The following is a 20,519-nucleotide window of genomic DNA, read 5'->3' on the forward strand; positions in this document are numbered from 1 at the left end:
CGGAGCGGTCTACGCCGAGGACTCCGTTTGCTGCTCCTGTTCGACGGCCATCTCGAGTATCTTCGGCGTGACGACGGCGTCGACCACCGCTATGGCGTACACGACGTACCGGATGGGCGGTTCGAGGAACAGGGTGCCGACGACGACGAGGGCGAGCGCGCCGCTGATTCCGATGCCGTGGCGGAGTATCGGGTTCTCCAGGGGACTGCTCATGTCGACGACGATACCGAGGTCGATAATCAATCTGTCCGTTTCCGAACATCCGGCGAACCTGTCGCGGGCGAGATACCATCGCCGCCCCGGTCGAACCCGCGACCGACGGGAGGGGTCTCGGTCGCCCGTCAGTCGGCGTCGGTGAGTGCGTCCAGCAGGTGCATCGCGCCGGCCTTGTCTAGGGGGTCGTTCGCGTTCCCGCAGTGCGGGCTCTGGACGCACGCCGGACAGCCGTCCTCGCACGAGCACGCGTCGAGCATGTCGAGCGTGCGCGCAGAGAGCGCGTGGACGTCCTCGTACGCGGTCCGCGCCAGCCCGACGCCGCCCGGGTGGCCGTCGTAGACGAACACCGTCGGCGCGCCCGTGTGCGGATGCAGCGGCGTCGACAGCCCGCCGATGTCGCGGCGGTCGCAGAGCACGGTCGTGGGGAACATCGAGATCTGGGCGTGCTCGGCGGCGTGGATGGCGCCCGGGAAGTCGTACTCGGCCGTGATGGCGGTCTGGACGTCGCTGGGCACCGTGTAGTAGAGTGCGCGCGTCGAGAGCGACGTCTCCGGGAGGTCGAGCGGGACCTCGCCGAGGGTCTCGCCGGACTGAGCGTCCTTGCGCTCGAAGCCCGTTATCCGCTTTCGCATCTCGACCGTCGCGAACCGACAGGGGACGTCCTCGCGCGCGAACGGCGCCGTCTCGTCGAGGTCGGCGTGCACCTCGATGGTCTTCTCGTGGAGCGTTCGCGTGTAGTAGTCCGCCCACGTCGGACTGCAGACCGCGACGTCGCGGTCCAGGTCGAGTTCGCGGACCTCGTACTTCTCGCCCTGATGGTAGTAGACCGCGCCCTCGTGGGCGTCCCGTAGCGCGTCCGCGAACGAGAGCGTCGCGAACACGTCGTTCGACCGCTCGTCGACGAGGTCGACCTCGCGGTCGTCGACGGTCCGGAGGCTCGTCTCGTGCTGGGGGCTGCCGCCGCCCGAGTACGTCCATCGCGTCCCACGGTCGGTGTCGCGGCGTTCGAGCGTCCCGTCGCGAACGAGGTCGCCGACGACGTCGTCGAGCGTCTCGCCGAAGTACGCGCGGTCGCGCTCGGCGAGCCAGTTCTCCTGGGCGGCGCTCGCGACGTGCGCGGGCAGCAACTGGTCGTTCTCCGGGTTCGAGACCGCGCGCTCGGGCGGCGAATCGAACAGACTCGCGGGGTCACCCATCACGTACTGGTCGAGCTGGTCCTCGCCGGCGACCAGGCACACGAGCGCCGGGTCCTCGCCGCGGCCCGCGCGGCCCGCGCGCTGGAACGTGCTCATCCGCGTCCCGGGGTAGCCGTCGAGGATGACGGCGTCGAGGCCGCCGACGTCCACGCCGAGTTCGAGCGCGCTCGTCGACCAGACGCCGACGAGGTCGCCGTCGTGCAACCGGGATTCGATGGCCTCGCGCTTCCTGTCGCGGAGCGCCGCCTGGTACGCCGCGACGCGGTCGCTCTTGTCGGTCTCGCCGCGCTTCCGGAGTTCGGTCGCGCACTCCTGGGCGTACCGCTCGGCGATCTGGCGCGACCCCGTGAACACGACCGTCTGGAGGTCTCGCTGCACGAGGTCACAGAACAGGTGCTTCGACTCCACGTGCGGAGACCGGCGTCGGCCGCCGTCGTCGCCCCAGCCGTCGTCGGCGTCGTACTCGGGCGGGTTCCAGAGCAGCCAGCGTCGCGGCCCGGTCGCGCTCTGGTCCGCGTCGACGAGCGAGAACCCGGCCTCGTCGCGGCCGACGACCGTCGCGGCGTGCTCGACGGGGTTCCCGATGGTCGCGGAACAACACACGAACTCCGGGTCGGCGTCGAACCGGTCGCAGAGGCGCTGGAGGCGACGCAGCACGAGCGCGACGTGACTCCCGAACACGCCACGGTACGCGTGCACTTCGTCTATCACGACGGTCTCCAGGCGTTCGAAGAACCACTGCCAGAGCCGGTGGGCGTGCGGGAGGATGCCGTAGTGGAGCATGTCCGGCGTCGTCGCGAGCACCGTCGGCTGGCGGTCCCTGACCGCGCGCTTCTCGCTGGTCGAGAGCTGGCCCGTGTACTGCGCGACGTTCACGCCGCTCCCGAACGGCAGGCCGGCGGCGAGGTCCGAGAGCGTCTCCGTCTGGTCGTTGATGAGCGCGACCTGCGGGGCGACGTACAGCGTCGTCGCGCGGTCCTCGAGCGCGCGCTCGAACGCCGGGATCGTGTACGCGAGGCTCTTCCCGCTCGCCGTCGGCGTCGCCAGCACGACGTCGTCGCCCTCGCGGACGGCGTCGACGGCGCGCGCCTGGTGGGCGTAGACGTCCTCGATGCCGGCTCCGAGGAGCGCGCTCGCGACGCGCGAATCCACGTCCACGTCCGCGAACGTCGCGTCGCGACCCGGCGTCGTCCGGTCGTAGACCACCTGCCCGTCGTAGTACGGTCGCCCCCGGAGCCACTCCACGACCGAATCCATCGGCGCTGTCACTACCCAGCCCTTCGACGCCCGCGGGTGAAAACCACTCGGTGCCGGTGCGTGCACTCCCCGGGCGGGGTCGAACGGGACCCCATCGTTCTAAGATGCCAGCCGTGGTAGAGGCGCACATGTCTTGGCTCGATGACAGGCGACATCGGCTCGGTGTCGTGTTCGTCGTCGTCTCCATCGTCTCCGTGTACGTCCTCTGGCAGATCGTGTGGACGGTGTTCTTCGCGTTGACGTTCGTGTACGTCCTCCAGCCGTGGCGTGCGGAACTCGTCGACCGGGGCCTGCGGCCGCGATTCGCCGCGGCCGCCCTCACGGTCGTCGCGTTCCTCGGCGTCCTCGGGTTGTTCGTCCCGGTGCTCCTCGTCATCTACCAGCGACGGAAACCCATCCTGGACTTCTTCCGGGACGCGCCGGAGGTCATGGAGCTCGCGTTCGGCGGGTTCACGTACACGGTCGAACTCCAGTCGCTCGTCCCGGTCGTCCGCGACACGCTCTCCTCGGTCGCGGTCGGCGTCGCCAGTGCCGCGCCCGTGCTCGCGATGAAGGTGTTCCTGTTCGTGTTCCTCGTGTACGCGCTCCTCTACAAGCCGGGTGGCGTGCGGTCGCTCGTCTTCCGGACGGTCGACGGCGAGGTGCAGGAGGAACTCCTCGCGTACCACGACCGGGTCCGGGAGACGCTGTACGGGTTGTACTTCGTGCAGGCGGCGACGGGCGTCCTGACGTTCATCATCGCGCTCCCGGTGTTCGCGCTCGCGGGGTACGGGGCGTACTTCTCGCTCGCGGTCGTCGCCGGTATCTTCCAGTTCATCCCCGTGCTGGGGCCGTCGGTGGTCGTCGTCGCGCTCGCGGCCGTGGAAGCGGCTGGTGGGGACGTCCCGCAAGCGGTGCTCGTCCTCGTCCTCGGCTTGAGTCTCGTCGCGTTCCTCCCGGACGCCGTCCTCCGGCCCCGCCTCGCGAAGTACAGCGCGGGAATGCCCGCGAGCCTGTACTTCGTCGGGTTCGTCGGCGGCATCTTCACCGTCGGCCCCATCGGCATCATCGCCGGCCCGCTCGCGCTCAGCCTCCTCGTCGAGACGTTCGAACTCGTCGCCGACGGCGTCGAAGAACGCACCCACCTCCCGCTCGAAGCAGCTGACCCCCCGCCCGACGACGACACCGACCCAGGCCCCGGTGACGGCACCGACACGACGGACCCACAGCTCGGCGACGACGCCGACCCCGTCAGCGACGGCGGAATAGACGAAGAAGCCGACACCGACGAGACGGCATCTGGGTCGTGAGGCCTAGATCGGTCACACAAGTTCCGGGCAGTGTGCTCGAAACGTCCCTCGCCTGCGAATACAACTGGTTTCGTGCGTCCCACCTCCTCTTTATTTGACCAATTTCGAACCCGGTACCGGGTGAGTTCGCCTACGCGAACTACCGCTAATCGGGTTCGTACACCAGAATTTAGCACTCTTCGCGTGAAAGCACCTAACCCACTATTTGTGTCGGGATATTGTGGTTTAGTTGCAGATGAAGTCAAAACACGACCAGTTCCAGCAAGAAGGTGAGACCAATGAGTAATTCAGGAGAAGCCTTCGAGGCTATCGGCGGGCTAATCCTCGCTGGCATCATGCTGACGCTTTTAGCGCCCGCACTAAATTCGGTTACAACGATCAACCTGACCCTCTGAGCCGGGCTGTTCATGCTCGTCGGCGTCGTCTCTGGTGTCGCAATCGTCGTAGCATTCATCAATAGCAACCTCTAATACGAGTTACAGAATCATAGCCGCTTATTTGATAATGACAGGTAAACAGGTTTCAGATGAAGGGATTTTGAACGTCTTCCGGATGTCTTCCAGACCGTTCCTTCGAACCGCAGACGTAGTCGACCAAGGCCCGATTAAAAGGCGAGGGGTCCAGAAGCGTCTAAACAAGCTTGAGCAGGAAGGCCGTATCGAGTACGAAGAGGTCGGACAGGCTCATGTCTGGTGGCTTGCTGAAAATGAACCCACAAAACCAGTAGGCGAGTCCGGTGCTCGACTTCTGAGAATCAGTTCTTGGTGTGACTGGCTGGCCAATGGGACGAAGGTATACACAGGAATCTGCTTCGGAGGAGCCAGTTTCCTGATGGTTCTCTATCTCTTCATAGCCGAAATCCCGGATTCTGCAATACCTCTCCTCACTAAACAGAAGGTAGTTGAGATCGCGCTGTCGGCAGCACTTTTGGGTTCGCTGTTTGCAGTCTCGTGGGCCGTTTTTCAGCTCGCTGGTTTCTTACTACCCAAATTAGCAGCACGAAGGAAATCTAACTGAACAATAACCACTGGCGGCTAGCGCATATTTTGTATCCGTCCTCCCGGGTCAACCTCAAATGAACCCGAAAGGGGGTTGCATACTGGTTATCGTGTTCACAAGTGAATATTGGAGAGCGATGATTCGGCACTTTCAGGGGTTTTGGACGCTTCTACACCGGTTTATGCGAGGAAATTACGTGTTCTTCCCTTGATTGAGCCTGGTTTCGGTGTTCGTGTTCACGGAATCGTATCGACCGTGGTTTATTGCGCGAATCGGTCGCGTTGGCTGAGGCCGGTGAGTTCGAGGAGGGAGGCGAAGTCGTCGCGTTCGACGATGCCGACGATCTCGGTGCCGTCGGTGACGAACGCGTACTCGGTCTTGTCCATCTCGCGGAGGGCGTCGAACGCGCCCGTGGAGAGGTCGACGCTGGGGAGGTCGGTTTCGGCGACGTCGCCGACGAGGGTGCCGGTGTCGCGGCCGTGTTCGCGGAGGGCGTCGAGGCCGACGAGGCCGACGACGCGGCCGCTGCGGTCCACGACGACGTGGTGGTCGATTCGGTCGTCGAGCACGCGCTGCGCGAACGCGTCCAGCGAGAGGTCGGCGTCGACGGTCGGACGGTCAGCGTCGTAGACGTCCTTCACCATGAACCCCTCGAGCATGCCTTCGAGCGCGACGACGCGGGATTCGCCGTTCGCGGCGCTGTACACGAACAGCGCGAGCAAGAGCAGCATCGGCGCGCCACCGAAGAGCCCGACGAGCGCGAACAGGATGGCGAATACGACGCCGACCCTGGCGGCGAGGCGCGTCGCGTCCACGTACGGGCGGTTCCGCGCGAGGAACGCGCGCAGGACGCGCCCGCCGTCCATCGGGAACGCCGGCAGGAGGTTGAACACCGTGAGCGTGAGGTTCGTGATCGCGAGGAACCCGAGGACGAACACGACGCTCGGCGCGGACGCGGGCACGACGAAGAGCACGGCGTAGCACGCGACGCCCGTGACGACGCTCGCCGCGGGACCGGCGAGCGCGATGACGAGCTCGCGACCCGGTTCCTTCGGGAGGCGTTCGAGGCTCGCGAGCCCGCCGAGGATCCAGAGCGTGATGGCGCTCGTCTCGATCCCGTATCGACGTGCGGCCGCAGCGTGCCCGAGCTCGTGGACGGTGACGCTCGCGAACAGACCGATGGCGGCGGCCCCGCCGAGCACCAGCCCGTTGTTCCCCGCCTGGAGCGTCTCGACGTCCAGCGGGACGCCCGCCAGGGCCTCGACCAGGCCAGCGTACAGCGTGATCTGGTTGGTGCCGCCGATGATCCACGCGAGCACGGGGAGGAACACCACCAGCGAGATGTTCACCTTGATGGGGATCCCCCAGACCGTGGCGATCCGATAGTTGTACATGGAAGCCCGAACGAGCGCTTCGCTTATAAACGACGGGCCTGTGGGGGGTCGCCCGCAGCGGGTTCGCGTCGCCGACCGCCCGAACGCCCTTGTGGTGCCGGGCCGTCCCCCCGGTATGGACGCGCGCGCCCTGTTCGACCTGCTCGGGGACAGCGACACGCTCACCGTCGTCTGTCACAACAACCCGGACCCGGACTGTCTCGCGAGCGCACTCGCACTCGGCCGCATCGCCGTCGCCGCCGGCATCGACGAGTACGACATCTACTACAGCGGCGAGATAAGCCACCAGCAGAACCGCGCGTTCGTGAACCTCCTCGACATCGACCTGTCGCGGTTCGACGAGGCGGCGGTCCGCGACCGCGACCCCGGCGACCTGCTCGCGTTCGTCGACCACTCGAAACCCGGCGCGAACAACGAGGTCCCCGACGACGTCGCCGTCGACATCGTCTTCGACCATCACCCCGCCGAGGACGTCCAGGCGCGGTTCGTCGACCACCGCGAGGACGTCGGCGCGACCGCCACCATCCTCACCGAGTACGTCCGCGAGCTCGACGTCGAGGTGGACGAGACGCTCGCCACCGGCCTCCTGTTCGCGATACGGCGAGAGACGCTCGGGTTCCTGCGCGGCGTCACCGTCGAGGAGTACGACGCCGCCGCGTACCTCCACGAATGCGTCGACGAGGATCTCCTGCATCGACTCTCCGTTCCCTCCATCAGCAGTGCGACCGTCGACGCCATCGCGGACGCGATCGCGAACCGGAGCGTCACCGGGTCGCTGCTCGTCTCGCACGTCGGGCGGACGAGCGAGCGCGACGCGCTCCCGCAGGCTGCGGACTACCTCGCGACGCTCGAGGGCGTCGACACCGCCATCGTGTTCGGGATCGTCGACGACGACATCCACCTGAGTGCGCGTACCACGGACGCTCGCGTGAACGTCGGCGAGGTGCTGGAGGCGGCGTTCGATGACGTCGGGAGCGCGGGCGGACACAGCGAGATGGCGGGTGGCGAGATACCGCTCGGTATCTTCGCGGATTACGCCGACGACGGCCCGCCGCTCGTCGACATCGTCGAGCGCGTGGTCACCCACCGGCTGTACGACGCGTTGAACGTCGACGAGGAAGACGACCGCTAGGCCGACGACCGGACCGGTCCGCGGTCCAAGAACGAGCGCCAGTATGGCTTCAGGGCGACAGGTAGCTTCAGGGCGACAGGTTGCGGTGGCTCGAGCGCGACAGGTTATGATGCCCCGAGTGCGATTACTCGGGTTCGATGCTGAGGTGGCCGTTCCGGCCGAGGCGGACGCGCGCGTTCGCGTACTCGAACTCGATGGTGACCGGGGCGGCGTGCGCGCTGGTGAGGATCGCTTCGAGGCCGTCCACGTCGACGGCGTTCTGCAGTGGTTCGAGGTCCAGTGCATCACAGCACATGACGTGAGCGACGGCCTCTACGACGACGATACCGGGACCTGGGACTGCTCGCCAGTCGCACTCCAGGTGGTACCGGCCATCGTCGGGGTCGAACGTCGGCTCCACGTCGAAGTGCGTCATGTGGGGGTACCTTGGATTCGAGTCACCGTGCTGTAGGACACGCAGGCATATATCTGTATGCGTGTTCCAGCAGTGCGGGGAGTGGTCGGTCCGTCGTCGTTCCTCGCCGGTGATGGCCGTGACGTCCCGTCGAACCCCGCATTCGAGGTGTCGGTCCTACTTCGACCGCCGCCGTCGCGGTTCGACGAATCCACGTCCCCGGGGTCTGACGACGCCTCGTCGTCGATGCCGAGTCAACTCACGTTCTTGCACGAGCGTGCTGCGCGCTCACCGTTTGTTCCAGGTCCTCGATGCAGTCCGTGACGGTGTACGTGGTGTCGGTCTCCGCGTCCGTCGAGGGCGCCACCTCGACGAGGGTGCCGTCGGCGTACACGGCGACGCACAGCACGGGGAACGTGATGACCTCGTAGCTGTCGTCGGAGATCATCGAGGTGACGGTACGCGTCCCGAACCCGGGTTCGAGCGTGCGGTCGTGCTCGCGCGCCCACGTCCAGAACCGCGAGTACGTCGCGCGCGCCTCCTCGCACCAGTCGTCGTCCGCTTCGGGCATGAGTTCGTGCGCCCACGCTTGCCGCTGGACACGGTCGACGTCGCCGCGCTCGACGAGCGATTCGAGCCGACCGATGACGTGTCGTTGCTGCTCGTGCGTGCCGTGCATCGACGCGCAATGGAAGACGTCGATGTGGACGTCGTCCGCGCTCGAAAGGTCTGTGTGCTCTATGGCCATGGTTCGTGTCGTCCACCGCGGGCCGCGAACCCCACCTGGAGTCGGTGCCGTCGTCGCGACCCCGCGTGCGGCGTCTGTCGGGACCCAAGCGGGCGACAGGGAAGGTTATACGCGTGGTATCCGCGAGTAATCTTTCAAGAGGTTTCACGTTCCCCGGTAGGCATCCGTTATCGACGGTACACGGCGATTACTCGTGCTAATCTGGATGGTTCACGGCGTGCATCCGGCGTCTGGCACGACGGTGCTCGACCCGGGGAGTCCTCGCCCGGTGGGTGAAGTCCTCGCTCGACTCGCGGGCGTCACTGGAAGCCCGCGGGCGAGCTGGCGTCGACGGGCTGTTGCTCGTGACGGGTCTCGTAGTGCTCGTAGCGCTCGCGGACGTCCGCTGGCACGCTCGGGTCGACGTCGGCGAACGCCGCTTCGAAGTCCGCGTGCGAGACGATGGGTCCGGGGCCGGTCTCGGGGTCGACGTCGTCGCCGACGGTCTCGAGGTACGCGCGCGTCGCTCGCGTCGCCGCTTCCCGGCAGATCGCTTCGATGTCCGCGCCGACGTACCCGTCGGTGCGTCCGACGAACGCGTCCAGGTCGACGTCCGCGGAGAGCGGCGCGTCCGCGGTCTGCACCTCGAATATCTCGCGTCGCGCGCTCGCGTCCGGCACGGGGACGTGGACCTGGCGTTCGAGGCGCCCGGGGCGCAGGAGCGCGCCGTCGATGAGCTCCGGGCGGTTCGTGGTCGCGACGACGAGGACGTCCTCCAGTCCGCCGATGCCGTCGAGTTCGGTGAGCAGCTGGCCGACCATGCGCTCGCCGACGCCGGAGCCGTTGGCCTGGCCGCGCTCGCCCGCGATGGCGTCTATCTCGTCGAACAGGACGACCGCGGGCGCGTTGTCGCGGGCGCGCTGGAAGACCTCGCGGAGCCGCGACTCGGATTCCCCGACCCACTTCGAGAGCAGTTCCGGGCCCTGGATGGACAGCAGGTTGCACTCGGATTCGGTCGCGACGGCCTTCGCGAGCATCGTCTTCCCCGTCCCCGGCGGGCCGTAGAGGAGCACGCCGCTCCCGGTATCGAGCCCCGCTTTCTCGAGGACGTTCGGGTACTTCAATGGCCATTCGACGGCCTCGCGGAGCGTGCGTTTCGCGGCGCCGAGCCCGCCGACGTCGTCCCAGGCGACCGCGGGCACCTCGACGTGCATGTCCCGGAGCGCGGACGGGTCGGCGTCCTCGAGGGCCGCTTCGAAGTCCGCGCTCGTGACGACGGGTGCTTCGCGTATCGACGCGCTCGCGGTGTCGGTGTGTGCGCGCTGGAGTGCTCGCATCGCGGCCTCCTGGACGACGCTCGCGAGGTCCGCGCCGACGAACCCGTGCGTGCGGTCAGCGATAGCGTCCACGTCGACGTCGTCAGCGAGCGGGACGTCGCGCGTGTGGATGCCGAGGACCTCGGCGCGGCCGTCGCGGTCGGGGATGCCGACCTCGACCTCGCGGTCGAAGCGCCCGCCGCGACGCAAGGCGGGGTCGATGGCGTCGGCGCGGTTCGTCGCGGCGATGACGACGACGCGGTCGGTCTGGTCGAGGCCGTCCATGAGCGTGAGCAGTTGCGCGACGACGCGCCGTTCGACGTCGCCGGCGGCGTCCGAGCGCTCGGGCGTGATGGCGTCGACCTCGTCGATGAAGATGATCGCGGGCGCGTTCTCCTGGGCTTCCTCGAAGACCTCGCGGAGGTACTCCTCGCTCTCCCCGTAGTACCGCGACATCACTTCGGCGGCGGGTAGCGACACGAACGTCGCGTCGACCTCGTTCGCGACCGCTCGCGCGAGCAGCGTCTTCCCCGTCCCCGGCGGGCCGTGGAGGAGGACGCCGGCGGGCGGGTCGACGCCGAGCTCCTCGAAGAGGTCCGGTCGTTCGAAGGGAAGTTCGACGAGCTCGCGGACGCGACCGAGGGCGTCGTCGAGGCCGCCGACGTCCGCGTACGTCGTCTCGGGTCGACGCACGCTGACGGCGCTCGCGTCCTGCTGGGACTGTACTTGCGCTTCCCCGCCGTCGCTCCGCGCTTCCCGAGGACTTTCGCCGTCCGCGTTCACGTGCCCGTCGGCGCCGTCGTCGGCAGCGTCCTCGCCGTCGTCGGCGGGGTCGGTGGACGCAGCGGGACGGTTCGCTTCGCCGGCGTGCGCGTACGCTCGCACCTCCAGGTCGGTCCCTGGCGTGACGCGTACGACGCCGTCGGGACGGGCGGCGGCGACGGCGACCGGGATCGAGCTCCGGTCGGGTGCGCCCTTGAATCTCGTGGCGACCGTGCAACCGGGGGCGAGCACGCACCCTTCGAGGTCGGCGAGCAGCGAGTGTTTGAACGACGTGAGGCTCGCGAAGGGCTCCTCGACGCCGACGAGCAGCGCTTCGGCGTCCACGGGCGTGGTCGCTGCGACGTCGACGACGTCACCGATCTCGACGTTCAGCTGCTCGCGGAGTGTCGCGTCGATGCGGACGATGCCGGCGCCTTCGTCGTCGGGGTATCCCGGCCAGACGCGCCGGAGGATCGAGTCGTCGCCGTTCGTGAGTTCGACGAACTCACCGCTCAAGAGGTCAAGGTGGGACATCGCGGCGATGTCGACCGCCGCGAGGCCGTTTCCGACGTTCTCCTCGCGGAGCGGATGTACGGTAAGTTCCATGGTGTGTGTGATGGCCGGTTCGAGACCGGCTCGACGCTAGTATTGGACACTCGTTCGTCCGTTAGTTACACTCCGCCTAGCACACCATGGGAGGGAGTAGCGTGGGACTGTTCCGACGGTAGGTTCGGAGAGACGCGGCCGTATACGGTCTGTACGGCGACGGACGGCTGGCGGTCAGCGGCCGTCGCTGGCGCGAAGTCGGGTTCCGGTGTCGACGGACGCGTACCGGGGAACGACGACGCCGGGGTCGACGTGGACGTCGTCGCCGAGGGTCGCGCTCTCGCCGACCACGACGCCGAAATCGGGTTCGGGCGTCGACCGCGGTCCGACGGTCGCCTCGGCGTCGAGCGCGTCGGGGACTTGCGTCGGTCCGACGACGTGCGTTCGCGCGCCGATGTCCGCGTCCGGCCCGACGACGCTGTCGGCGAGCGCGGACATCGACCCGATGGTGGCGCCGGACAGGAGGATGCACGACGACACCTCCGTCCCGTGTCCGACGACGACCTTCGGGCCGACGTACGAGTACGGTCGCACGTACGCGTCCGCTTCGATGCGAGCGCCGGCGGCGACGATCGCGGGACCCTCGACGACGGCGCCGTACGCGACGGACGCGCCCGGTTCGACGCGCACCGGACCGTGGAGGCGCGCCATCTCGTGGACCGAGCCCTCCACGAGCTGTCCGGGGGACCGTTCGGCCCACTCGTCGAACGCGCGTCGGTTCGCGGCGAGCAGGTCGCCGGGGGAATCCACGTCGACGTGGTCGTCGACGACGACCGGCCGGAGGTCGTGGCCGGCAGCGGTTCGCTCGACGACAGCGGCGAGGTCGCGTTCCCCGGCGTCGTTCGTCGGCGGCCGCGTCCACTGCTTCGCTTCGGCGGGCAGCGAGCACGCGCCAGCGTCGACGTAGGCGCCGCTTTCGTCGTCGTCGAGGCGTTCGACCTCGAGCGGGCCGCCGTCGCCGACGACGACGGGGTCGGTCGCGGGCTCGTCTCGGGCACGGACGCCGACCGTCGGGACGTTCGCGTAGATCGACGCGAGTGCCGCGTCGTCGTAGAGCGCGTCACCGGGCAGCACCACGAAGTCGCCGTCGAGGTGGTTGCGTGCGACGACGAGCGCGTTCGCGGTCCCCATCGGTCGTGGCTGGACGGCGTACGTCACGGGGACGCCGTCAACGGCGTCGCCGAGCGCTCGCGCGAACGGCTGATAGTACGGCGGGACGACCACGACCAGGGCCGACGCGCCCGCGGCGACCGCGCGGCGCGCGACGTGAACGAGGAGGGGGTCGCCGCCGACGGGGACGAGCGGCTTCGGGACGCTCGCGGACAGCGGTTCGAGGCGTTCCCCGTCGCCTGCGGCGAGCAATACTGTCTGCATGGACGGCTACTCTCGACTACGAGCGCTTTGCTATGCGTCGACTACCCATGCGAACCATTTGCTGTACGGTGGCCCGTCCGCGCTCGTGGACCCCTCAGCGCACCGGCATCATCGGGTACTGGCGCGACTCTCGTCTCTCGCGGGAGTCACCCCCGTCTGCCCTGCGTCGAGGACGACGCTACGAACGGGACCTCGACAGGATGATAGTCGATGCGGGCAGCGGGCGGTAGGTTGTGCCTGTCGTCCGGTCGCGCTCGTCAGGACCCCGCGTCGAGACCCCCTGCAGCGCTCGCTCGAAGCCCCGACGAATTGAACCCGCAGGCGCGCGAAGACCAAGATATGTCGAGCACCGAAAGCGACACCGTGCGGACCTGGCTCGTCGAGCGAACGTACTCCGACGACGAGCTGAACCTCGTCATCCTCACGTACGCCACCCCGGACGGCGAGCGCTACTTCCGGAAGGAGCGCGCGTTGACGTCGTTCACGAACGCGCCAGAGACGCAGGTCTCCGTCGAAGCCGACCCGGTGAACCTCGGTGCGGTCGACGACCCCGAGACCGTCGAGTGGTATCGCACGGAGGCGACGCGGATGGCCGCCGAACACGACGTCGACGACGTCCTCTAGCATCGCGCTGCTGGTCGTGGATACCGTATTGGGTGGACGCGTTCCCATCCGACGCTACGCGTCGCCATCGGGACGCTTCTGAAGGTATCGTGCTTAAGACAGTACAGCACCTATCAATATACATATGATAGCTGAGATACGCCGCGCGAACCGCGACACGCGAGCGCAGTACGCGCTCATGATCCTGTTCGGAGGGCTCTGCATCCTCGCAGCGTTCGCCCCACTCGGAGAGACCACCCGCATCGTGACCGTCGGAACGCTGTTCGGGTTCACCGCCGGCCTCTGGGTCTCGCACCTCCTCCAGGTGCTCCGACGCGCCGTCGACGAGCGCGCGAGCGCCCGCCAGGTGAGAGCGTGATGGCCGTGCACGACGAACCGTCGGTCGACCGCGACGCCGGCACTGACCGCGAAGGCTCGACAGACGAGACCGCTCACCCGGACTCGTCGACACGGCGCGAGGCGTCCGAGGACGGGTTCCTGGGGAACGTCGAGTTCCTCACCGGCCCGGACCCGAACCTCGGGTCGTTCCTCCTCGTCGTCGGCATGGTGAGCATCGTGTTCATCGCGCTATTCCAGTTGACGCTCCCGACGACCGTCGCGTACCTCCTCACCGCCGGCGTCCTGTTCGTCACCGTCATCAGCGCGCTGTTCGCGTTCCTCCTCGACGCCTTCGGGTACTTCGACACGCCCGAGGAGGCGTCCAAGGACGCACGCCAGCAGCGGAGCCCCGACGCCAAACCGTGGGTGCCCGCCGCCAGCCCCTCGAAGCCGCTCCCCCCGCTGCTGAACTTCGACGCCGACCTCCGCGCGTACCACGCCATGTTCGACGGCGACCTCCCGGCCGCGTTCGACCCGTTCCTCGAGGACTACCGGCGCCTGAAGACGAACACGCGGAACCGGCCGAGCATCGCGAGCGACCTCCGCGCCGACCTGAACCCCATCGGGACGCTGTTCCAACCCGGTACCGAAGGGGACCGGCTCTACGAGGACATCTCCGCGCGGCTCTTCCGGTACATCGACGCGGACCGCGAGCTCGCGACCGTCGACCGCGTGACCTTCCACGACGACGACGGCGCGGAGACCGGCGTCGCGGCGCTCGCAGGTGGCCTCGGCCGCATCGAACTCGTCGTCGGCAACGAGGGCGAGGCCGTCGACGCGACCGTCGTCGTCGAGTTCCGGGACGCGACCGGGGCTGTCGTCGCGAGCCGAACGTGCGACGCCGGCTACGTCGCTCCCGGCGCCAGTCGCACCGTCGACGTGGACGTCTTCGTCCCCACGGAGGCCGTCCGCGCGACCACCCGACTCCAGAGCACCGAGGTGCAGCGACCCGACGCCGGCAGCAGCCGTCGCATCGTCGAACCCTGACCGGCGAGCGAACGGACCGTGCTACTGATTCTCGACGCGCGAGATCAACTGTCACGCGGAGCGCCCGCTACGCGGCGGTTCACCGTCACGGAGCCCTCAGATGCGACGCCGTCCTCTCCCACGCGAACTCGTACGCGTCGCCCTCGAACCGGAACGTCGCCGCGGTCGCCTCGTAGCCGGTGACGCGTTCGGCCCAGCGATCCGTGGTGTCGAGCACGACCCGGTCGGCGTCGTCGACGAACCCGAGCGTGTTCCGGAGGGCGCGGTAGTAGCGACGCATCACCTGCTCGGGGACGTACCGGGTGGCCTCGGGCGCGGCGTCGACGCGTTCCAGCGTGGCCGTCACGCGCTCGGTCCCCTCGAAGTCGGCGTCCGGCGGCTCGGTCCGCACGGTGACGACGTCGCCGTCGACGGTCGCGGTCGCGTCGTCCGTCGGGACGACCGACCGCTGCGGGCCCGCGAGTTCGACGAGCGCCGCGCCGTCGCCACCGTCCGGCCCGTAGCCCGCGACCACCCCGTACGTTCCGCCGCCGAGCCACCCGACGCTCCCACCCGGCCCGTAGTACTCGATATCCGGCAGTGCCTCGCCGTGGTACGCGTTCAGCACGTACCGCTTCCCGGTGCCCGGCGCGAGGGCGCGACAGTCCGCGGTGTGGTACAGCGGCGCGACGTGGAACCACTCGCCGCCGTCGAGCTTGAACAGGTTCCAGTGCCCGCATTGGGCGGTCTCGCGCGACCGGTTCGCGGCGACGAACCGCACCTGGACCGGGAGCCGCGCCGCTTCGACGTCCGGCTCCACGACGACGGGCGTCGTCGCGTCCGCCTCGTGGTACCACGTCGGCGCGCTGTCACCGGGCATCGACGGCACCGCTCGACCCTCGAACTTCGAGGCCGCGATGCGGCCGGGGCGACCGGTCTCCCACGTCGCGAGCCCGAACCCGAACTCGTGCCCGTCGAACTCGTACACCCCGCGTCGCGGGAACGCCGCCGTCCGGTCCGGATGCCCGACGACGTGGTACTCGCCGAACGCGAACTCGCCGGGCGCCAGTCGCCGCACGCCCAGGCGCCAGTCATCCATCCGCGTCGCCGTCCATCGGCCGTCGTCGGCGCGCTCGACGGCAGGGGGGTCCCCGAACGCGGGATGGTTGGGCGTCGGCACCAGGAACCGTCGTCGCTCCCAGTTCGAGCCGAGGTGCTCCCGCGGCCGCCCGACCGCGTGCGGCACGTCGCTCTCGGTGCGGCCGAAGGCAGGAAGCGCCGAGAGGTCGAACGGCTGCTCGTACTCGCGCTCGTTCACCAACCACACGCGGAGGGTCGCGGGCGACGACGCCGTCCCAGTCCCCGCGAACGAGACGAGGAATCGCCCGCCGTCGTCCGTCCGCGTCCAGTGGTCCGACAGACACCACGTCTCCGGTGCCACGTCGAGTTCCACGAACGCCTCCAGCGACCCGGGCGGCTCGGGGGCGGCGTCCCCGTCCGTCGCAGTCGCCTCACTCGGGTCGTCTGTCGTCGTCCCGCTGACGGACGGCTCCCCGTCGGTGAGGGTGCCGTCGGCCGTGGTCGCGTCGGTCGTCGCGTCGTCGGTCGTGGAGGCACAGCCCGCGACCGTGGTCGTGGCCAGGGCTGCGAGGAGGGCGCGGCGTCTCACACGTGCCGCGTCCGCTTGCGCCGACAAGGGCTTTCTGGAGAGTGCAACGACGATTACAGCCACCGGTATCGACGCGGCTGCCCGCCGGTATGGACGCGGACACCCACCGGTATCGAACCGGAACGCGACTGCGTCGAGAACGAAGGTGGCGCCTTCGACCGTCGTCAGGCCGGGCTCGGGTTCCGCACCGAGGAGACGTACGCCGCGAGGTCCGTCGTCGTGACGATACCCATCGGGACGCCGTCGTCGCCGACGACCGGGAGGTGGTGGATGCCGGCCTCGATGAGGCGGTCGGCGACCTGCTCGATGGGTTCCTGCGCGTCCGTCGTCAGGACGTCCGTGCTCATGTACTCCGAGACGGGCGTCTGGTCCTTGGGCTGACGTTCGGCGACGATCTGCACGAAGTCAGTCGTCGTGAGGATACCCAGGAGGGCGTCGTCGTCGTCGACGACGAGCACGCTCCCGATGCCCGCCTCGAGCATCATGTTCGCGGCGTCCTCGACGAGCGTGTCGGGGGATACGGTCTTCGGGTCTGACGTCATCAGTTGCGCGACGAAAACGTCGTCCATACCGACGCGTACACGACACCCGCTGAAAAACCGTGCGGAACCGACCGGCGGTCGAGGGTCGACGACGCAGTACGGCGGCCGCGAACGGTGCCCGACCCGTTCTGGTTGCGAGTAAGGTTCATGTCGGCGCCGTCCTTGCCTTCGTTCGTGACTGTCATCGAGGTGTCCACCACGGTCGACGTGCCGCCCGCGGAGGCGTACGCGTTCGTGCTCGACTTCGAGGGGCACGCGGACTACAGCGAGTTCGTCAGGGACGTCGTCCGCCGTGGCGACGGGAGCGTCGGCACGCGTTTCGACATCGAGCTGTCGTGGTGGAAGCTCTCCTACACGTTCCCGACGCAGGTGACGGCCATCGACGAACCGAGCCGCATCGGGTGGCGGACCCCGAACGGCCTGCACGCCCGCGGCGAGTGGGCGTTCGACCCCGTCGAATCCGGGACCGACGGCGGCGCGACGACGACCGACGACACCGCTGGTGGAGACGCGGTCGCGTCGTCGACGCGCGTGACGCTCCGCGCGGAGTACGACCGCTCGCGGTCGCGACTCCCACGCCTCCCACCGCTCGTGTCGGTCGACGACGTCCTCTCGCGACTGAAACCGGTGGTGCGTCGGGAGGCCACGAAGGTCTTCGAGCACGCCATCGCGGACCTCGAAGGCGAACGCCGCCGCGTCACGCTCGACGTGGACGTGTACTGACCGGGCGGCGTCGACGACCCCGTGGATACCGGCCACGGTCGAGGTGCTCGCCGTGGTTCCGTGAGGTTCTTCCCGCCCGGTACCGGAGTCGCGTGCATGGAATCGGCGCTGGGGCCGCCGGCGGAGATGGCGGAGATAGCCGACGAGTTGACGCCGATGATGAGCCAGTACTTCGAGTTGACCGACCGGTACGACGACGCGCTGGTGCTCTTCCAGGTCGGGGACTTCTACGAGGCGTTCTGCGACGCGGCGCGCGCGGTCTCGCGGACGTGCGAGGTGACGCTCACGAAGCGCGAGGACAACACGGGCCGGTACCCGATGGCGGGGATCCCCATCGACAACGCCGAGAGTTACATCGAGCGCCTGCTCGACGCCGGGTATCGCGTCGCGGTCGCGGACCAGGTGCAGGACCCCGAGGAGACGACGGGGGTCGTCGACCGCGCCGTGACGCGCGTCGTCACGCCGGGGACGCTCACGGAGGACGAACTCTTAGGTGGGGCGGACAACAACTTCGTCGCCGCGCTCGCGTCCGGGTACGGGCTCGCGGTGCTCGACGTGTCGACGGGCGACTTCTACGCGACGAACCCGACGTCGCCCGCCGCGGTCGCCGACGAGATCGGGCGGTTCGGGCCCGCGGAGGCGATCGTCGGCCCGGACGTGTCCGCTGACGCGTTCGACGCGGACTGCATGGTGTCGCCGTACGACGAGACGGCGTTCGAGCGCGAGCGCGCCGCCGACCGCGTCCGCGAGTACTTCGGCGACCCGGACGCCCACGGGTTGACCGACGCGGAGGTCCGTGCGTGCGGTGCGTTGCTCTCGTATGCGGAGTACACGCGCGGCGGCGGCGCGGCGGCGACCGGCGAGATACCCGCGGACCCGAGCGAGGCCGACGAACGCGAGCGCCTCGGGTACCTGAATCACCTGACGCACTACGACCCACGCGAGTACGTCGTGCTCGACCCGACCGCGCTCGAGTCGCTCGAACTGTTCGAGCGCCGGAGCGTCCGCGGCGTCGAGGGCGCGACGCTCGCGGGCGTGCTCGACGAGACCGCGAACGCACTCGGTCGCCGTCGCCTCACCGAATGGCTCCGCCGGCCGCTCCTCGACCCCGACCGCATCGAGCGCCGGCACGACGCCGTCGCGGAACTCAAGCACGACGTCGTCACGCGCGAAGCGCTCCACGACGCGCTCCGGGACGTCTACGACCTGGAACGCCTCATCTCTCGGGTCTCGCGGGGGCGAGCGAACGCCCGCGACCTCCGGTCGCTGAAGGAGACGCTCGACGTCGTCCCCGAACTGAAGTCCACGCTCGCCGACGCCGACAGCCCGCTCCTCGTCGACGTCCGCGAGGGACTCGACGAACTCGCGGACGTCCGGGACCTCGTCGGGAGCGCCATCCGCGAGGAACCGCCGATCGAGGTGACCGAGGGCGGCGTCGTCCGCGAAGGGTACGACGCGGACCTCGACGAGTTGCGAGCGACGGAACGCGACGGCAAGCAGTGGATCGACGACCTGCAGGCCCGCGAGCGCGAGCGAACGGGCATCGACTCGCTGAAGGTCGGGAAGAACCAGGTGCACGGGTACTACATCGAGGTGACGAACCCGAACCTTGACGCCGTCCCCGAGGACTACCAGCGACGGCAGACGCTGAAGAACTCCGAGCGGTTCTACACGCCGGCGCTGAAGGAGCGCGAGGACGAGATCCTGTCGGCTGCCGAGCGTGCCGACGCCCTCGAGTACGAGCTGTTCCGGGACGTGCGGGCGACGGTCGGCGAGGAGACCGAGCGCGTCCAGGGGGTCGCGGACCGGGTCGCGCGCCTCGACGTGCTCGTGTCGTTCGCGGACGTCGCGGCGCGGTACGATTACTGTCGCCCGTCGTTCTCGGAGACCGGTATCGACGTCGAGGCGGGTCGGCATCCGGTCGTCGAGCGAACCCAGGAGTCGTTCGTTCCGAACGACGTGCACCTCGACCGCGAGGAGTTCCTCGCGGTCGTCACCGGCCCGAACATGAGCGGGAAGTCGACGTACATGCGGCAGGTTGCGTGCATCTGTATCATGGCGCAGGCGGGGAGTTTCGTACCGGCGGCGTCCGCGGACCTCCGCGTGGTCGACCGCGTGTTCACGCGCGTGGGCGCGAGCGACGACATCGCTGGCGGGCAGTCGACGTTCATGGTGGAGATGACCGAGCTCGCGGACATCCTCGCGGAGGCGACGCGGGACTCGCTCGTACTCCTCGACGAGGTGGGTCGGGGAACGAGCACGACGGATGGGCTCGCTATCGCGCAGGCGGCGACGGAGTACGTCCACGACGAGGTGGCGGCGGTGACGTTGTTCGCGACGCATCACCACGAGTTGACCGCGGTCGCCGAGGACCTCTCGGGCGCGTTCAACCTGCACTTCGCGGCGACGGAGACGAGCGACGAGGTCCGGTTCGATCACGCCGTGTCGCGGGGTGCGGCGACGGCGTCGTACGGCGTCGAGGTCGCGCAGGCGGCTGGCGTCCCGGAGCCCGTTCTGGAACGCTCGCGCGAGCTGCTCGCGGCGAGCGAATCGGTCGACGAGGACGAGGTCCCTGCGGTCGGTACGGACGCGGCGGGTGCGCCGGAGGATGGCGCGCACGCGACGCTCGACGAGTTCGCGTCGGGGTCGTCGGGGTCTGAGGCGGTGGCGCGGCGACTTCGCGAGGTGAACGTCGCCGACACGACGCCGATGGAGGCGCTCGCGCTACTCGACGAGCTCAAGCGCGAACTCGGCGACTGACGCAGGGTACCCAACTGGTTGGGTGCAGTCCACTTTTCCGATGGCACTGTACGAGTAGTTGCATCACCCACCAGGGCAACGATGCACACTCCGGCCGACCGGTGAGTGGAGCCGCGTCGCCGGCGGACTGCCGGACGGTCGGGGTGCCCACCTCGGCCGAACCCGGTGGACGTGACTCCGGTACCCCGCCAACGT

Annotated in this window: 17 protein-coding genes; 8 read left to right on the forward strand and 9 right to left on the reverse strand. The window is 68.6% G+C overall.

Features of this window, described 5'->3' with window-relative positions:
- Nucleotides 1-9: 9 nt before the first annotated feature.
- Nucleotides 10-213: a hypothetical protein gene (locus LI336_RS10750; RefSeq protein WP_227133130.1), complete on the reverse strand. Its 204-nt coding sequence runs from the start codon at nucleotides 211-213 to the stop codon at nucleotides 10-12.
- 128 nt (nucleotides 214-341) lie between these two features.
- Nucleotides 342-2,669 carry a DEAD/DEAH box helicase gene (locus tag LI336_RS10755; RefSeq protein ID WP_227133211.1) on the reverse strand — a complete coding sequence of 776 codons (2,328 nt, stop codon included), beginning with the start codon at nucleotides 2,667-2,669 and terminating at the stop codon, nucleotides 342-344.
- Between the two features lie 128 nt (nucleotides 2,670-2,797).
- Between LI336_RS10755 and LI336_RS10760 the strand changes: the two genes are divergently transcribed.
- Entirely contained in the window at nucleotides 2,798-3,958 is a 1,161-nt protein-coding gene (locus LI336_RS10760; RefSeq protein WP_227133131.1) for an AI-2E family transporter, read from the forward strand.
- Nucleotides 3,959-4,462: 504 nt separating this feature from the next.
- Nucleotides 4,463-4,975 (forward strand): hypothetical protein, encoded by a 513-nt coding sequence (locus tag LI336_RS10765; protein WP_227133132.1) that lies wholly within the window; start codon nucleotides 4,463-4,465, stop codon nucleotides 4,973-4,975.
- Between the two features lie 242 nt (nucleotides 4,976-5,217).
- On the opposite strand, the gene LI336_RS10770 is transcribed toward LI336_RS10765, so the two are convergent.
- A complete protein-coding gene (locus LI336_RS10770) occupies nucleotides 5,218-6,351 on the reverse strand; it encodes a site-2 protease family protein (RefSeq protein WP_227133133.1) in 1,134 nt (377 codons plus the stop codon).
- A 115-nt stretch (nucleotides 6,352-6,466) separates the two neighbouring features.
- On the opposite strand from LI336_RS10770, the gene LI336_RS10775 reads away from it, so the two are divergent.
- Nucleotides 6,467-7,483 (forward strand): DHH family phosphoesterase, encoded by a 1,017-nt coding sequence (locus tag LI336_RS10775; protein ID WP_227133134.1) that lies wholly within the window; start codon nucleotides 6,467-6,469, stop codon nucleotides 7,481-7,483.
- Between the two features lie 124 nt (nucleotides 7,484-7,607).
- Here LI336_RS10775 and LI336_RS10780 read toward each other — a convergent pair whose 3' ends face one another.
- From LI336_RS10780 to LI336_RS10795, 4 genes are all read right to left on the reverse strand, one after another.
- Complete coding sequence (locus LI336_RS10780) at nucleotides 7,608-7,898, reverse strand: HalOD1 output domain-containing protein (protein ID WP_227133135.1); 291 nt, start codon at nucleotides 7,896-7,898, stop codon at nucleotides 7,608-7,610.
- A 238-nt stretch (nucleotides 7,899-8,136) separates the two neighbouring features.
- Nucleotides 8,137-8,625, reverse strand: a complete 489-nt coding sequence (locus tag LI336_RS10785; protein WP_227133136.1) for an HTH domain-containing protein — start codon at nucleotides 8,623-8,625, stop codon at nucleotides 8,137-8,139.
- 299 nt (nucleotides 8,626-8,924) lie between these two features.
- Nucleotides 8,925-11,288 carry an AAA family ATPase gene (locus LI336_RS10790; RefSeq protein WP_227133137.1) on the reverse strand — a complete coding sequence of 788 codons (2,364 nt, stop codon included), beginning with the start codon at nucleotides 11,286-11,288 and terminating at the stop codon, nucleotides 8,925-8,927.
- 174 nt (nucleotides 11,289-11,462) lie between these two features.
- On the reverse strand, nucleotides 11,463-12,662 hold the full coding sequence (locus LI336_RS10795; RefSeq protein ID WP_227133138.1) for a sugar phosphate nucleotidyltransferase: 1,200 nt from the start codon (nucleotides 12,660-12,662) through the stop codon (nucleotides 11,463-11,465).
- Between the two features lie 339 nt (nucleotides 12,663-13,001).
- Between LI336_RS10795 and LI336_RS10800 the strand changes: the two genes are divergently transcribed.
- The 3 genes from LI336_RS10800 to LI336_RS10810 all read left to right on the forward strand — a co-directional run bounded on the left by LI336_RS10800 (nucleotide 13,002) and on the right by LI336_RS10810 (nucleotide 14,651).
- Nucleotides 13,002-13,286 (forward strand): DUF7967 family protein, encoded by a 285-nt coding sequence (locus tag LI336_RS10800; protein WP_227133139.1) that lies wholly within the window; start codon nucleotides 13,002-13,004, stop codon nucleotides 13,284-13,286.
- Between the two features lie 124 nt (nucleotides 13,287-13,410).
- Nucleotides 13,411-13,644, forward strand: a complete 234-nt coding sequence (locus LI336_RS10805; protein ID WP_227133140.1) for a hypothetical protein — start codon at nucleotides 13,411-13,413, stop codon at nucleotides 13,642-13,644.
- On the forward strand, nucleotides 13,644-14,651 hold the full coding sequence (locus LI336_RS10810; RefSeq protein WP_227133141.1) for a hypothetical protein: 1,008 nt from the start codon (nucleotides 13,644-13,646) through the stop codon (nucleotides 14,649-14,651). Before LI336_RS10805 ends, LI336_RS10810 begins: the two co-directional genes overlap by 1 nt.
- Nucleotides 14,652-14,736: 85 nt before the next feature.
- Here the strand turns inward: LI336_RS10810 and LI336_RS10815 are convergent, their stop codons facing one another.
- Both LI336_RS10815 and LI336_RS10820 read right to left on the reverse strand, forming a co-directional pair.
- Nucleotides 14,737-16,299, reverse strand: coding sequence for a hypothetical protein (locus LI336_RS10815; RefSeq protein WP_227133142.1), 1,563 nt, complete (start codon nucleotides 16,297-16,299; stop codon nucleotides 14,737-14,739).
- A gap of 164 nt (nucleotides 16,300-16,463) precedes the next feature.
- Nucleotides 16,464-16,868, reverse strand: coding sequence for a CBS domain-containing protein (locus LI336_RS10820; protein ID WP_227133143.1), 405 nt, complete (start codon nucleotides 16,866-16,868; stop codon nucleotides 16,464-16,466).
- Nucleotides 16,869-17,015: 147 nt separating this feature from the next.
- On the opposite strand from LI336_RS10820, the gene LI336_RS10825 reads away from it, so the two are divergent.
- The gene (locus tag LI336_RS10825) at nucleotides 17,016-17,564 is read left to right on the forward strand and encodes an SRPBCC family protein (protein WP_227133144.1); all 549 of its coding nucleotides are present in this window, start codon (nucleotides 17,016-17,018) and stop codon (nucleotides 17,562-17,564) included.
- 96 nt (nucleotides 17,565-17,660) lie between these two features.
- The gene (gene mutS / locus LI336_RS10830; protein WP_227133145.1) at nucleotides 17,661-20,324 is read left to right on the forward strand and encodes a DNA mismatch repair protein MutS; all 2,664 of its coding nucleotides are present in this window, start codon (nucleotides 17,661-17,663) and stop codon (nucleotides 20,322-20,324) included.
- Nucleotides 20,325-20,519: the final 195 nt, after the last annotated feature.

The organism is Halorubellus salinus, assembly GCF_020567525.1.
Lineage (GTDB): Archaea > Halobacteriota > Halobacteria > Halobacteriales > Natrialbaceae > Halorubellus > Halorubellus salinus.